Genomic DNA, 15,182 nt, shown 5'->3' on the forward strand with positions numbered 1-15,182 from the left:
GGCCGTAGGTGGCCGAGAAGCCAGGGCTGGCGATCCCCGTCAGGCGGTTCTCGCCGTCGAAGGTGTAGGCGGTCGAGAAGTGCGTGGTCGCGTTACCGTTGCCGTCGAAACCAAAGCCCGTGTTGCCGATCTGGTTGTCGATGTTGAACGTGTTGGCGGACAGGCCCGGAGAGGCGCCACGGAAGTTGGTGGTGTTGCCCACCGCGTCGTAGTCGAAATACTGCGTGAAGTTGTTGCCTGGGATGTTCTCACCGCTCCCAGAAGGAACGAGAGACTCGCCCGTCAGATGGTCGCGATTATCGTAGGTGAACGAACGCATGTGGCTGAAGTCATTCCCCACTCCGCCGCTGTTCGTATACTGCAACGGCTGAAGCACAGCCACTTCGGAGAGACGATTCCCCGCCACGTCGTACGAGTTTGCCCCGTTCATCGCGTAGGTCGCCACCGTCGGCGCGGCCCCGTGGAACCGCCCGATTACGTCTGTCGAAACTCCCGTGAGGAAGCCGCGCGGGTTGAACGTGCGGGTCGTGAGGTATTGCGTGTCTCCCGACGTCGTCATTCGGCCATTGGCCTGGTAGCCGTACGAGAATTGCTCGTTGGGATACGGAAAGCCTGAGACCGTGGTGCCAACAATCCAGGGCGGCGCGACGCCCGTCAGCCGGCCGATGCCGTCGTAACCATAGGTGAATTGGCCGCTGTTGACAGTGCGCGGGTTGTTGACCTGAGTGGCGTCGGGCAGCAACAGCGATTGGCGGCTGCCGTCGGGATTGTAGGCGTAGGTCAGGGTCTGGTTCTGCGGACCGCCCGTGAAGCTCGTCGTGTGCGTCAGCGGCAGGCCCAGGTTGTCCAGGGTGTAGGCGTGTGTCGCCGCCGTGTTGGACAGGCCCGTCATCCGCGAAAGTACGTCGTAGGAGTAGGCCACGTTGAGCGTGGCGTCCGAGGAGTACGTCACCGAGTCTACCCGGCTGTCCACCGAGGAGCGGTTGTAAGTCGTCACGAACCCGCGCCCGTCCGTGCGGCTCGTCAGGTTCTGGTCGCTGTCGTAGGCGAACGTCAGCGTGTCGAAGACGCTGCCGGCATTCGGGTATTTGATCTGGGAGAGGTTGCCCGCCGCGTCATAGACATAGCTGGTGATGTTGTTCTTGCCGTCCTTGAGGGTGGACACGCGGGAGAGGCCATCGTAGGTGTACGTCACCGGCTCCACGCTGCCCGTGACCGTGGCCACTTCCCCGTCCACGGTGTACGTGGTGTCCGTGTACCGGAACGGCGTTGCGCCGATCACCGGGATGCTGGCCGGAGCCGCCTCCGGGTACAGGCCGGTGCGGGAGACGGGGCCGCCGGGGTACTGGTAGTCCGTGCGGGTGTAGGCGCGCGTGGTTCCCGTGGTCGGCGGGAGCACCGTCACGTACGGCGCGTCCGCGATCGTGTAGCTGTAGTCCGTACGGATGCCCAGCGCATCGGTCTGGGCGATGAGATTTCCTCGGCCATCATATTCGAAATACGTGCTGGTGGTCGTTGCGCCCGGCCCGGAGACGGTGACGGTCATCGGCTTGCCCAGCGCCTCGGTCTGCGTGACGCCGCCGTAGCCGTTGACATAGTCGTAGGTCGTGGTGGTCAGGCCGTTGGGGCCGGGCGCGGTCACCTGCGTGACGTTGCCCAGCGTGTCGTAGCTGAAGGTTGTCGTCACCGTCGCGCCCGCTCCGCCCACCGATCCGGGGGCCGGCGCGGTGATGGTGTGAACCAGACCGTTGATCACCCCATCGGCAGGGCCGTAATAGGTATACGAGGTCGTCCCCAGGCTGGTCGTTCCGTTGTGCGTTTCCGAGCTCATCAGCTGGCCCAGCGCAAAGACGGAGCGGTCGTAGACATTCGTGGTCACCGTGCCGCGCGCATCCGTCACCGTCGCCGGGCTGCCATAACTGACGCCGGAGGCGTCGTCATAGGTGATGTCGGTGTGCTCGTTCTTGCGGCTAATGTCCAGCGTCGGCATCCACGGGTTGAGGGTGTCCGCGTAGGACATCGTCTCCACAAACCCCTTCCCGTCCTGGAAGCCCGCATTCACGTTCTTGCCGCCGCCAGTGGTCGTGGGGATGTAGTTCTGCTTGTGCGACATCGCCAGCGTGCCGGTGGCGTTGTAGTCGTTGAGCAGAGTCAGGTTGGTGTTGGGGCTGGGCTGGTAGGAGGTCTGCCGGCCCGACGCGTCCGTGGACAGCGCGACGAAGCCGTTCTGGTCGTAGAACAGCTTGTTGCGGGCGTAATTGGCCGGGTTCGCCGGATTGGGATAGTCGACGCTGGCCAGATAGTTCTTGCCGTTGACGAATTGGGGCGCGTAACGCCACTGGTCCGCGACCCCGGTGGCGGTCGCCAGGGCAATCTGCGATACGTTGCTCAGAAGGGAGTTGGCGTAGTAGGCGTAGGAAACCTTACGGTCGCCGATGCTGTTCGATTCCACCACGGACGTCATTCGCCCATAGTTCGGATCATAGCTGAACGTCAGCAGCGTCGCCGCGAGGTCGTTCTGCACCGTTGTCACGCGATTGTTGTTCGCAATGGTATCCCGGTTGATCGTGATATAGCGTCCGACCAGATTGGTCAGCTTGGTGTACACGTACTTGACGTTCGTCCCCGCCGGATCGGCGGGCGTGAACGTCATCTGGGAGTGATCCTTGAACGTCAGCGTCAGCGATTCCCACTGGCCTGGGGCTCCTGCCAATGGATCTCCGCTGACAATGTAAGGCGCACCGGCGGGGTGGTTGAACGGCACGGTTGTTTCCGTACCCGTGACCACATTTATGGGTGTGAATGTTTCCACCGCGCCATTTCCATATTTTAACGTGAGCGGCGTGCTCCAGGTCGTGGCGTTGGCGCTGGTGATGGTGATGTCGTAGTTATCCGTCCAGCCCAGGCCCATGCCCGGAGACGAGTAGCCGGCGGTGGTCAAGTTACTGCGATAGCTGCGCTCGTAGGAGACGCTGGGGCCGACGGGATTGTAAGCGCCGATGTCCGCGCCCGGATGGTTCTCCGCCACAAGCGAGGGCAGCACCACCGAGAACGATGAGGCGTCGTCCGTGGGAATCGAGCCAGCCGCGTAGCCGGGCGGAGGAGTATCGAGAGTGGGCAGAACGACCGGCGCCAGGACGATGGTCGCCACGGACGCCTTATTCACCGTGCCGGTAAACACCAGGGTCAATGTTCCATTCTGAACGCTGACGCGCGGGCCGACGGCGATGACCTTATCGCCTATACCAGCAGAGGCGTAAATGTTGTAATCGGTAAGAACCTGCTGCCCATTGGCCTTTACGTTGAACTTGCGTATATTGCCTGGGCCATTTGTGTAGCCATTAATCTCGGAAAATCCAAGGATGAGCGTATAGACGCCATTCTCCACCGGCAAAGTGTACGTCAGTCCACCCCCCGCCGTAGCTTCCTGTTCTTGGTTCTGATAAAGTGTTTGATCGGCGGAAGGGTTTTGTTGGTTAGGAGTTGAGTTGGCTACTCCACCGGAACTGCCCGTCTCCGCCGACCAGACCAATCCGTTGACATCGGTATTGAGCGCCGAACCGCCGCAGTTGATACGAACATTCGGCGTCACTTGAAAGGCAGGGCTGCGACCCGATTCTTGAGCACTGGCGCCGACTGCCGTCAACTGGTAAGAGTAAGTCTTGCCGTTGGACAGTCCAGCCGTATCTTGGTAGGTCGTCGCCGTGATTAAACTGGCGTTGAGCTTCGTAAAAACTCCAACCGCCGCCTCCGCGCGATAAACGTTGTAGCCCGCCGCGTTCCCGCCCGCGCTCCAGGTGAGTGTGACCGTCGCGTGCCCGCCGCGAATCAGAGAAAGTGGTATTCCCGTAATCGCCGTCGCTTCCGTCGAGCGCGGGCCTTCCCCTGAAGCATTCACCGCGCTGACCTGATAGTAGTATGCCTGGCCAGAAGGAAGCCCGGTGTCCGCCTTAAAAGCTCCCGTGAAGCCTGGCAGATAGGGAGTCGCCCCCTCACCGCCCGCCGTCATACTGCGATAGATATTGTAGCTCGTCGGACTCCCCGATGGAATGGTCCATGAAAGGTTGATCTGAGTAGTCGAATAGGAGGCAGCGGTCAGCGTTGGCGCTCCCGGCACAACAGCCATGGCGGGCCGGGAGGCAAGAGAGACAAAGAGCAGCAAGAGGCAGGCAAGCAGGCGGTGCTTCAGCGCGCGCATAGGGACGATCCTTCCACAAAACGGGAGCCGGCGGACAATGCCAAAACCGGTTACGAACAAAGGAGGCTGCGGATAGATCAGAAAAGGAGGCGCGAAGTGCAGGTGGCGTCGCCAAGGTTGAAGAGAGCACAAGTGAGTGCGGAAGAATTTGCCGGAGTACAGGTGGCTAGTAAGATAATAACATACGCAAAGCTATTGGTCAATGCTATATGAAAAGATTTAATGAAGCGGGCCGCATTTGACGCGGCCAAGTTGTTTTGTTATTTCTGCGAGCGTATGGCGCGTCATCCGGAAATGACCACAATCAGGCCGAAGATCAGCATTACGCCGCCCTGGAACGAACCGCCCCCCGACCTCGTCGGATAATAGGACGTCTCTCCCCAGCCGAGATCTCTTCTTCGCCGTTCCCCACGCCGATGACGACGCAGTCTCAAGCATTTATGAGGAAGGAGCGGCAATCTGCCGATAATTGGACTCTCATCGGCGCGCCGCCGCGCCAGTCACGATTTGATTGTACCTATGTGGACGAAGACGTCAATCCTGCGTTACCTGATTCTTAGTCTAGCCTGCCTCTTTTTCGCGGCCGGCGCGGGCAAGTGCGCGCCGATTTCGCTGTCGAACCGGGTCGCGCTGGTCTGGAATACCCACGACGGACTGCCCCAGGACCACGTCAAGAGCATTCTTCAGGCGCGCGATGGATACATCTGGGTCGCCACGCAGGACGGCGTCGCGAAATTCGATGGCAAACAGTTCACTACCTACGACACCGGCAATACGCCCGGCCTCGCCACCAACAATATCGAGCAGATGCGGGAAGACGGCGCCGGCGATCTGTGGGTCTCCGGCGAAGGCGGAATCTCGCGGTTCCACCACGGCGTCGCCAAAGACTTCACGCCGCCCACGGCGGCGGCGGGTAATTTAAGTGTCGTTTGCCAGATAAGCCCCACAGGACAATTGTGGGCGGAGCACGATCGGAATTTCTATAACGTCCATGGCGACGCCCTGACGCTCGCGGAGCCCTCATCTATTCTCGGCGGCGCGGTCATGACATCGTGGTGTCCGGGTCTGACTGGCGCTCTGTGGGTGGGAACCCGGGAAGGCGCCGTTCTGGAAGTTCGCGACGGCGCCGTTCGCCGCTACCAAATGCCGGGCGCGTCCCCAAACGCGATCGTTTCCCTGCAATGCGACAACGCGGGAACCGTATGGATCGGCACGGAAGCGGGTATGGCGTTCATCAAGAACCAAACTCTGCATCGGGTGATCGGTCAGCCTTCACAGCCGTCCTTAACAAATATTGTCTGCGTCGCCGCCAAAGTCTGGGGACTTCGCGGAGGCCGGCTTTACGAGATCGTGGATGGACGCGCCATCCCCAGCGCCGACTTTCCCGAAACCCATATCCAGGCCATTTCTTTGGACGCCGCCGGACACTTGATCTGCCGTTATATGAGCGAAGGGAACAGCGGCGAACGCGTTGCCCTGTTGGTCCATGGCGCATTTTTATATCAGCCCGTCAGCAGCCGCATCGCCGGCGCCGCAGTCTGCGCGCTGAGCGACTACGCCGGCAACATCTGGATCGGGACGGACGAGGGCCTGTCTTGCCTGCGCGACCGAAATGGCCGCACCTTCACTCCCGCAAACGGGCTGCCTCCGCAGCCAATCACCACGCTGTTCACGGACCTGGGCGGACGCCTCTGGGCGGTCAACAACAAATTCGGTCTTTACAACTACTCCGGCGGCAGTTCCGGGGCCTTCCGGCGGATTGCGTCGGACAGCGCCCCGATCACGACGCTTGCCGAAACACCCGATGGCGACATGCTGGCGCTTTGCGGCGGACGGGTCAAAAAGCTCGACGGGGAGCGCCTCACGGATGTCTCCGCAAAGTACGGACTCGCGCCAGATCGCATCGCCAGTACGATGACGGTTACGCACGACGGCGTTGTGTGGCTGAGCGTCTGGGACAAATTTTTGCGCACCCAGGCCGGCAAAACCGTCGCCGTGACCAATCCCAGCGGCGGTTCGTGGTTTTTCACCAGCTATGTCGATCGATTGGGACGATTGTGGGCGACAACGCGAGAGGGGCTTTACTGTGTCGACGGGGACAGCGTGCGCGTTTACCGCAGCGCCGACGGCGTTCGCGGCGTCATCATCATCAGCATTTGCGAGACGACGGACGGCTCGCTCTGGTTCGGGCATTGGGGCGGGGGCCTGACCCGGTTTCGCGGTAAGGTCTTCCGTCATATCGATATGCGACAGGGGCTTTATTCCGATGGGATTTACCAGATCCTGCAGGACGGCAATGCAGACTCCGGCATGAACCTCTGGATCGGCAGTTCCAAGGGAATCTTTCGGGTGAGCCTGCGCGACCTCAATGACGTGATGGATGGAAATCGGGCTTCGATTCGCTGTTATCCTTATGGACCGGCCGACGGAGCGTTTGTCAGCCAGTGTGTCGCCGGGCAACAGCCGTCGGCGTGCCGCACCCTCGACGGCTGCCTCTGGTTCTCCGCGCTGGAAGGGATCGTCCGCATCAATCCGAACGAACTGGATACGACGCCGGCGAAAGTTCTGGTGGATCAGGCGCTGGTGGACGGACATCTCTACTCGACTGAAAAGCCGGCGACCGCTCCTCCCGGCGACGGCGATGTCGCGATCCACTTCACCGCCCTGGACTATCGCAATCCCAGCCATCTGCGCTTTGAATATCAGCTGCAAGGCTTTGATTCCAGCTGGCGCGAGGGCGACAACTCCCGCACGGCGTTCTACACCAACCTGCCGCCAGGGCGCTATCACTTTGTCGTCCGCTGCATCAACACCGAGAGTGGCTGGTCCGGCCGTGAGAGCTTCGCGTTCACGCTGCGTCCCTACTATTACCAAACGCTGGCGTTCAAAGCCATGCTCACGGCGTTGGTGCTGGGTCTGCTGTTTGGAGCCACGTTCCTGCAGATGGAGCGTCTGCGGCGGCGCAATTCGAGCCTGCAAAAAATTCAGGATCTGCTGGAAGCGCGCAATGAAGCGCTGACCGCGAGCCAGAACGAGCTAATGGCAACGCAGCAGGCATTAAAAGAAGCGAACGCGCGCCTCTATGCGCAGGCGACGACCGACGGCTTGACCGGGCTCACCAACCACCGCGCCTTCCGCGAACAATTGGAGCGCGAGTGGCAGATGAAGGAGCGCAGCGGCATGCCGCTGTCCCTGCTGCTGATCGATGTCGACAATTTCAAATCCTACAACGACACCTACGGCCATCCCGCCGGCGACGAAATCCTGATCGCCGTCGCCCGCCTGCTCCACGAAAGCGCGCGCGACACGGACACGGTGGCGCGCTACGGCGGCGAGGAGTTCGTCGTCATCCTCCACGGCGCCGACGCCGAAAACGCGTTTCTCGTCGCGGAGCGCTACCGGGCAACGATTGCTGACGCCCTCTGGCCGAACCGCCCGATCACCGTCAGCATCGGCGCCTCCACAACCTCATCCGACATCACCACCCAGGCCACGCTAATCGCCGCCTCCGATGTCGCCCTCTACTGGTCCAAAGAACACGGCCGCAACCGCGTCATGCACGTCAGCGAAATCATCCCCGATGCCCGCAGCCTCGGCGCTTAGCCCGCCGCACATCTTCCGGTCGCGCAAGAAATTGCGCTTGACAGCGAAAACACCCTCTGTTATAATTCATTTATACGAATACGCAACCTACGAAATCGCTTGCTGAAACCCGTTTTTGCTTCCGAACACACTATGAAAACACGTACCTTGCTCGCGTTTCTCGCGCCCGTCCTTGGCGCCGCCGCCGGACTTGCGCTTTATCCCCGCTCTGCGGGGGCGGCGGACGACACGCCCATCGCCGTCAAGCTCGTCAAGAGCGGCGGCGGTTTCCAGCTTCAGCGTGACGGCAAGCCGTATTTCATCAAGGGTGCGGGCGGCAATGATTCGCGGCAGCTGCTGAAAGCCAGCGGCGGCAACTCGATCCGGACCTGGGGCGTGGACGGCCTTGGCCCGATCCTGACCGAAGCGCAGTCGCTGGGGATAACGGTCACGGCGGGAATCTGGCTGGGGCACAAGGATCAGGGCTTCGATTACCATAACGCCGCTCAGGTCGCCGCTCAGTACAAAGCCGCAGAGGAAGCGATTATGAAGTATCGCAACTCGCCGTCTTTGCTGATGTGGGCGATCGGCAATGAGATGGAGAACGGGTCCGAAGATGACCCAGAAATGTGGAAAGCCGTCGAGGACATCGCGGCGCTGGCGAAGAAGCTCGACCCGAACCATCCGACGATGACGGTATTCGCCGAAGTCGGCGGCAATAAAGTCGCGCAGCTGAACAAGTACTGCCCGGATATCGATATCCTGGGGATCAACAGTTACGCCGGCGGCCCCTCGGTGGCCGACCGATACAAGACGGCGGGCGGCGTCAAACCGTTCGTCATCACCGAGTTCGGACCTCCCGGAACCTGGGAGCTGAAGGCGAACGACTGGGGCGCCGCGCCCGAACCGACCAGCACGGAAAAGTCGAAGTTCTACCGGGATACCTACGAAAAGAGCGTCCTCCATCAGCCGCTCTCACTCGGTTCCTACACTTTCCTCTGGAGCCACAAACAGGAAGCGACCGCGACCTGGTTCGGCATGCTGCTGCCGGATGGCTCGAAGCTCGCGCCGGTGGACGCCATGACGCAGCTCTGGAGCGGCAAGCCGCCCGTTGCCCTTTGCCCGACCATCGAAAAGCTGACTTTAGACGGCGAAGACAAAATCCCCGCAGGTTCGGAGGTCAAGGCCACCCTCGCCGCATCCAGCCCGCAAAAATATCCTTTGACCGTGAAATGGGTGCTCCGAGGCGATCCTATGGCGCATGTCGCCGGCGGCGCGCCAGAAGGCGTTCCGGACGACTATCCGGACGCGATCCAGACATCCGACACCAAGCACGCCGTCGTCAAAATCCCAGCGACGGGTGGCCCGTATCGCTTATTCGCCTACATCTCGGACGGTCACAAAGCCTCGGCTGTCGCGAATATTCCACTGTACGCCACCGGCGGCGCCGCCGCGTCCACCGAAGGAACGAAAGCCAAGCTGCCGTTCGTAATCTACAGCGAAGCCGACGGCGACACGCCGTACACTCCTGCGGGATACATGGGCAACACAGGCGCGATCCAAATGGACCCCGGCTTTGCCGAAAATCCACATGCGGGCAAAACATCTTTGAAGGTCCAGTATACGGCAAATGACAACTGGGGCGGCGTGGTCTGGCAAAGTCCCGCGAACGACTGGGGCGAAAAGCCCGGCGGCTGGAACGTGACCGGCGCCAAGCAGCTCAGCTTCTGGGCGCGCGGCGACCAAGGCGGGGAAGTCGTCGCCTTCTCGTTCGGCCTGATCGGCACGGACAAAAAGTATCCCGACCGAGCCTCCGGCAAAACCGGGAATGTGACGCTCACCAAGGAATGGAAACAGTACTCGATCGACGTGAGCGATCTCGATCTGACCCGGGTCAAGACGGGGTTTGTGTGGGTCGTCGCCGGACAGGGACATCCCGTGACGTTTTATTTGGATGATATCGAGTATCGGTAGCAGGACATAAATCGGGTTCTCGGACCTGATCAGCGCCAAAACTTGACGCCCGTCGCACTCATACGTAATAATGTACGCAGGGATACGCATCCTAATCAAGTCGTTCTCCCATGAGGGGTTCGCGGAAAACTAGAACAATGCCGGTTACCTCGAAAGATATTGCGGAAAAACTGGGACTGTCACAGCCGACGGTCTCGCGCATACTCAGTGGAACACAGGGATACCGGGCGTCCACGGAAACGCGTCAGCGGGTGCTGGAGGCGGCGCGTGAGATGGGGTATCGCCCGAACGCCATCGCCCGCTCCCTGCGCGGACGCCGTACGGATATCGTCGGCTTCCATACCGGATATAACTATATGAGCGTGCGCGACGCTTATATGGCGGCGGTGCTCGGCGGCCTCCAGCGGGTCTGCGACGCCAAGCGCGTCGATATCCTGCTGCTCGGCGTATTCCACGGACGCAACACCGACGATATTTACGGCGAGCTCGTCAACGGACGGATCGATGGGCTGTTTCTGCACACGAGCGCCGAGGACCCATTGGTCGCCGAGCTCGCGCAGTCGGCGCTGCCCGTTGTGTCTATTTCCGACGCGATTCCCTCATTGCCCAGCGTCGTCGCGGACGATACGGACGGGATTCGTCAGACGGTCGATTACCTCTGGTCGCGCGGACATCGACGCATTGCTTATATCGCCCCGGAACGCCACATGATCTCGGTCGACCGGCGTGTGGAGACCTTCCGGGAAGAGATGGCGAAGCGCCGGGTTTCGGACGCCACCGTGATCCACCGGGAATTCACCTACGGGGACGCCTCGGAAGACGACGGTAATCTCGACGAGACCCTGAACACTTTGCTCGCTCTGCCGGAGCGGCCGACCGCCGCCTGCTGCTGGAACGACCCCTGCGCGATGCACCTGCTGCGCTCCTGCGCCAAGCTAGGGATGCGCGCCCCGCGCGACCTTGCCGTGGTGGGTTTCGACGGCAGCCTCGACCAGAACCTCATGATGCAGACCCTGACGACAATCGCGGTTCCATGGGACACCCTCGCCACCCGCGCCCTCGAAGTGCTGCGCGCCCAGATCCAGGGCGGCGAAGTCCCACGCGAAACCATCGTCCCCGTCACCCTCCTGCGCGGCGAAACGGCTTAACCCCCGGCGATGCAAATCGCCGGGCAGAATGCGCGTCATTGCAATGACTGCATGGGTTTGGAAATACGAGATCCCAAAAACTCTTCCATGGATATCGCAGGCCGCCTCAGCAGGTTCTCCAGCATGGGATCGACGGCGGCGAACTCGCCGTTCCGGCTTGCGGCGAACAGCCCCACGGACAAATTCGCCCACATCTCCGGCACGCCGCGGGCGATCATACTCGCCCGGTACTCCTCGTCCGTCACAGTCACTCGTTTGATTTCACGTCCATTAAGCTTCGAAGCGATTTCGGCGAGCGCATTGAGGTCGAGCGCTTCCGCAGCCGTAAGCGCCGCCGTCAAACCGTCCAGACGTCCTTCCTCAGTCAGCGCAATCACCATCGCCTCAGCAAGATCGGCGTGCGTGGTCCAGGACACCGGCCCATCTTCCGGCGCGGTGAACGTTCCCGTTTGGAGGGCGTCCCCCAAGAGCATCAAACCCGATTCCGCGTAGAACCCATTACGGAGCGACGTGAACGCGACGCCCGACGTTTTCAAAATCTCCTCCGTCGCGGCGTGGTCACGCATAGGCGCGAAATGAGAATTGGGATTCGATCCCATGTGGCTCGTGTAAAGAATACGCTGAGCTCCCGATACTTTGGCCGCCTCAATCGCGCTGCGATGCAATTCCACGGCGGACGCGCCCGCGCTATTGCTGGAGACGATGAGAACCTGAGATGCTCCTTCCAGGGCGTGGCGTAAACTCTCGCCATCTCCAAAATCTCCTTTTCGCACCCGAACTCCCCGCTCCTGAAGATCCGAAGCCTTTTCTGGATCACGAACGCTGACGCCGATCTGATCGGGCGAAGTGTTCTTCAGTAGTCCTTCGACAATCATCCGGCCAAGTTTGCCGGTCGCTCCAGTCACGATTATCATAATCTTCTCCTTTGACGCCATTATTATCAATGATACCATATTATTATTACCATTGATAATAATGGTATCATGAGAGCGTCATGGAAATGAAAACGCGCATTATTGTGTCCGCCATTGAGCTGCTCAGTCACGGAGGCCGGGACGCCGTTACGACGCGGGCCGTGGCCGACGCCGCCGGCGTTCAGGCGCCAGCCATTTATCGCCTCTTTGGGGACAAGAATGGTCTTCTCGACGCCGTTGCGGAACACGGCTTCCAAGCCTATCTGCGGGAGAAGAGCGTTCGTAAGCCCGGGCAAGATCCTGTAGAAGATCTGCGTTTTGGATGGGATTTACACGTCGAGTTTGGGCTGTCACACGCCGCCATCTATCTCCTGATGTACGCCGACCCGCGCCCCGGCGCCAAGTCTTCCGCAGCCGAAGCCGGCTATCGCGTTTTGCAGGAGCATATTCGGCGTGTGGCTGCGGCTGGGCGGTTACGTATCTCTGAGGAGCGGGCGGCGGACCTCTTCCACGCTTCGGGATGTGGGACTGTGCTCACCCTTCTCGGCAAAGCCGAGGGGCAGCGAGATATGCATCTGTCGGAAATTGCCCGCGAGGCGGCGATTGCCGCGATCACCACGGACTTACCCGCGTTTGAGAGTTCCGGGCCGGTGGCGGCGGCGGTTGCTTTGCGCGCCGTTCTTCCAGATATTGGATTGCTTTCCGAGGGGGAGCGTGCTTTGCTCTATGAGTGGCTGAACCGCCTTGCCGCAATTCGGAGCTAATGCGAGCCCATCGTCTCAATCGATTATTGACGCCCCCAAGCCCCGAGTGGTAAAATGCCCTCGTAAAAAGCTCTCAAAGCAAAGAACGCGAGGCCGTCTTTGAAATTCGTCTGTTATAAAGAATTCGACGATCCGCTGGAGCCCACGTATCCAGGGATCATGTACAAAGGGAAGATCCTGCCGCTCGCGCGCGTCGTCGCCGTGGCGGAGGCCATCCATCCCCGCAGTCTGAACCTGCCCGAGGACCTGAACCATCTGGTCGCCCTGCTGCCGACTTATGTCGAAGCCGTCAAGGAGCTGGAGAAGGGCAAGATTTTAGACCAGATCTGGCAGGAGCTGGGCGTGTCGCCCGTTGCCCCCCTCCCCCGCCCCAACCGGATTCTGGCGATCGGCCGCAACTACGCCGACCACGCCGCCGAGCAGGACGCCGACGTTCCCGTCGAGCCGATCGTCTTCTTAAAGGCGAGCAGCAGCGTCATCGGCCCCGAAGCCGAAATCGTGCTGCCGGAAGGCATTGGACGCGTGGACTTTGAAGGCGAGCTGGGTGTGGTCATCGGCAAGGCCGGTAAGAACATCACCGAGCGCGACGCCATGGGCTATGTTGTCGGCTACACGCTCTTCAACGACGTGACCGCGCGCGACGAGCAGAAGCGCGCCTTCGCGCAGTCCCTGCCCTGGTTCCTTTCCAAGAGCTACGATACCTTCGGCCCGATGGGTCCGTGCCTGGTGACGGCCGATGAAATCCGCAATCCGCACAACTTAGAAATCACGACCACCGTGAATGGCGTCGTCAAGCAGCAGGCGAACACTTCGCAGATGCTCTTCACGATCCCGCAATTGATCGCCTTTATCTCCAAGCGCATGGCGCTGGAGCCGGGCGACGTGATTATCACTGGCACGCCATCGGGCATCGGTCCGCTCAGCCCCGGCGATCTGGTCGAAGTGCGCATTCCGGAGATCGGATCGCTCTCCAATATGGTCGTCAAAGAAGGCGAATAATGGCTGATACTCCCACCCGCACGCCCCTTCGTGTTTCTCGCAGCGCCATGGTCGCCTCTGGAAATGCGATTGCGTCGCTGGTGGGGGTGGAGATCCTGCGCGCCGGCGGCCACGCCATCGACGCCGCCGTGGCGATCGGCGCGGCGATGGTCGTGCTGGAGCCAGAGCGCTCGCACCTGGGCGGCGATGTCTTCCTGCAATACTGGGATGCCGGCGCCCGCCGCGCCTACGCCCTCAACGGAAGCGGCGCCGCGCCGAGCGGGGCCACGCTGGAAGCGATGGGCGAAACGATCCCCATTCACGGCATCCGTGCGGCCGCCATTCCCGGCGCGGTCGACGGCTGGTTCACGGCGCAGGACAACTGGGGCGTGATGACCGCGTCGGAAGTGCTCGCGCCCGCCATCGCTCTTGCCGAGGACGGATACGCCGTGCCCGCGCGTCAGGCCGCCCTGATGGAGACGTACAAGCGCCTCTGGGAGACATACCCCGAGAGCGCCGCCGCTCTCGTCCCGCAAAACCCGCGCCGAGGCGCGACGCTTTATCAGCCTTTGCTGGCCAATACCCTGCGCGAGATCGCCAAGGGCGGCCGCGCCGCCTTTTATCAAGGCGATTTCGCCAAAAAGCTGGTTTCCTACTCCAACATGAACGGCGGCTTTTTCAGCCTCGCCGACCTCAAGAACCACCGCTGCGAAATCTCAGACCCGATCAAGACCACCTATCGCGATATTGTCGTCACCGAACAGCCGCCCGTCTCGCAAGGGCATCTGCTGCTTCAGATGCTCAATATCCTTGAAGGGTTCGATATGGGCGCGCTGGACCCCGAAGGCGCCGAGGCCGTCCATCTCATGGCCGAAGCCAAAAAGCTCGCCTTCGCCGACCGGCTCGCTTACATGGGCGACACCCCCGACACGCCAATCGAAGTCTTACTCTCCAAGGCCCACGCCGAGCGTCAGCGCCGCCGCATCAACCCCAAGGCCGCCGCCGCGCGCTTCAGCGCCGGACGCCTGGGCGATCCGGCCAATTACGGCACGGACACCACCTCGTTCTGCGTGATGGACGAACACGGCAACGCCGTCACGATGATCCAGAGCGTGTTCCACCAATACGGCTGCGGCGTCGTGATCCCCGGCACCGGCGTTCTGATGAACAACCGCATGACCGGCTTCAGCCTGGAGCCGAGTCACCCCAATGTGCTCGCGCCCGGCAAGCGTCCGATGCACACCCTCAACACCTACATGCTTCTGAAGGACAACGACCTCTGGGGCATCGGCGGCACCCCCGGCGGCGACATTCAGGTGCAGACGAACCTGCAAGTTGTCTCCCAGATCATCGACCACGGCCGCGATCCCCAGGAAGCCATCGAAAGCCCGAAATGGCGCGGCGCCGACGACGGCCCTGGCCTCATGGTCGAACCCAGCCTGCCCCTCGACGCCTGCTATTCCCTGCGAAAACTCGGCCACGAACTCGCCGTCGGCGCCCCCTGGTCCGGCGCCTGCGCCTCCCAGGTCATCCTCAAAGACCTCGAAAACGACGTCCTGCTCGGCGGCAGCGATCCGCGCGTCGAAGGGCTTGCGCTGGGCTATTGATCGCTGATATTCGATAA

At 61.3% G+C, this 15,182-nt stretch carries 8 protein-coding genes; 6 read left to right on the forward strand and 2 right to left on the reverse strand.

What is annotated here, in order from left to right; genetic code table 11:
* Positions 1-4,198: malectin domain-containing carbohydrate-binding protein (locus ABIZ35_RS15080; RefSeq protein ID WP_348220746.1), on the reverse strand; the 4,198-nt coding region annotated here is incomplete at its 3' end.
* A gap of 519 nt (positions 4,199-4,717) precedes the next feature.
* On the opposite strand from ABIZ35_RS15080, the gene ABIZ35_RS15085 reads away from it, so the two are divergent.
* The 3 genes from ABIZ35_RS15085 (at position 4,718) to ABIZ35_RS15095 (ending at position 10,902) form a co-directional block, all read left to right on the forward strand.
* Positions 4,718-7,801: a diguanylate cyclase gene (locus ABIZ35_RS15085; RefSeq protein ID WP_348220747.1), complete on the forward strand. Its 3,084-nt coding sequence runs from the start codon at positions 4,718-4,720 to the stop codon at positions 7,799-7,801.
* 132 nt (positions 7,802-7,933) lie between these two features.
* Positions 7,934-9,754: a glycoside hydrolase family 2 TIM barrel-domain containing protein gene (locus ABIZ35_RS15090; RefSeq protein WP_348220748.1), complete on the forward strand. Its 1,821-nt coding sequence runs from the start codon at positions 7,934-7,936 to the stop codon at positions 9,752-9,754.
* A gap of 137 nt (positions 9,755-9,891) precedes the next feature.
* Positions 9,892-10,902: a LacI family DNA-binding transcriptional regulator gene (locus tag ABIZ35_RS15095; protein WP_348220749.1), complete on the forward strand. Its 1,011-nt coding sequence runs from the start codon at positions 9,892-9,894 to the stop codon at positions 10,900-10,902.
* A gap of 35 nt (positions 10,903-10,937) precedes the next feature.
* On the opposite strand, the gene ABIZ35_RS15100 is transcribed toward ABIZ35_RS15095, so the two are convergent.
* Positions 10,938-11,816 (reverse strand): NAD(P)H-binding protein, encoded by an 879-nt coding sequence (locus tag ABIZ35_RS15100; protein ID WP_348220750.1) that lies wholly within the window; start codon positions 11,814-11,816, stop codon positions 10,938-10,940.
* Between the two features lie 80 nt (positions 11,817-11,896).
* On the opposite strand from ABIZ35_RS15100, the gene ABIZ35_RS15105 reads away from it, so the two are divergent.
* The 3 genes from ABIZ35_RS15105 to ggt all read left to right on the forward strand — a co-directional run bounded on the left by ABIZ35_RS15105 (position 11,897) and on the right by ggt (position 15,165).
* Positions 11,897-12,580 (forward strand): TetR/AcrR family transcriptional regulator, encoded by a 684-nt coding sequence (locus ABIZ35_RS15105; RefSeq protein WP_348220751.1) that lies wholly within the window; start codon positions 11,897-11,899, stop codon positions 12,578-12,580.
* Positions 12,581-12,679: 99 nt separating this feature from the next.
* Positions 12,680-13,579 carry a fumarylacetoacetate hydrolase family protein gene (locus ABIZ35_RS15110; protein ID WP_348220752.1) on the forward strand — a complete coding sequence of 300 codons (900 nt, stop codon included), beginning with the start codon at positions 12,680-12,682 and terminating at the stop codon, positions 13,577-13,579.
* Entirely contained in the window at positions 13,579-15,165 is a 1,587-nt protein-coding gene (ggt, locus tag ABIZ35_RS15115; protein WP_348220753.1) for a gamma-glutamyltransferase, read from the forward strand. Before ABIZ35_RS15110 ends, ggt begins: the two co-directional genes overlap by 1 nt.
* Positions 15,166-15,182 lie beyond the last annotated feature (17 nt).

Source organism: Capsulimonas sp., from assembly GCF_039929585.1.
Classification (GTDB): Bacteria; Armatimonadota; Armatimonadia; order Armatimonadales; family Capsulimonadaceae; genus Capsulimonas.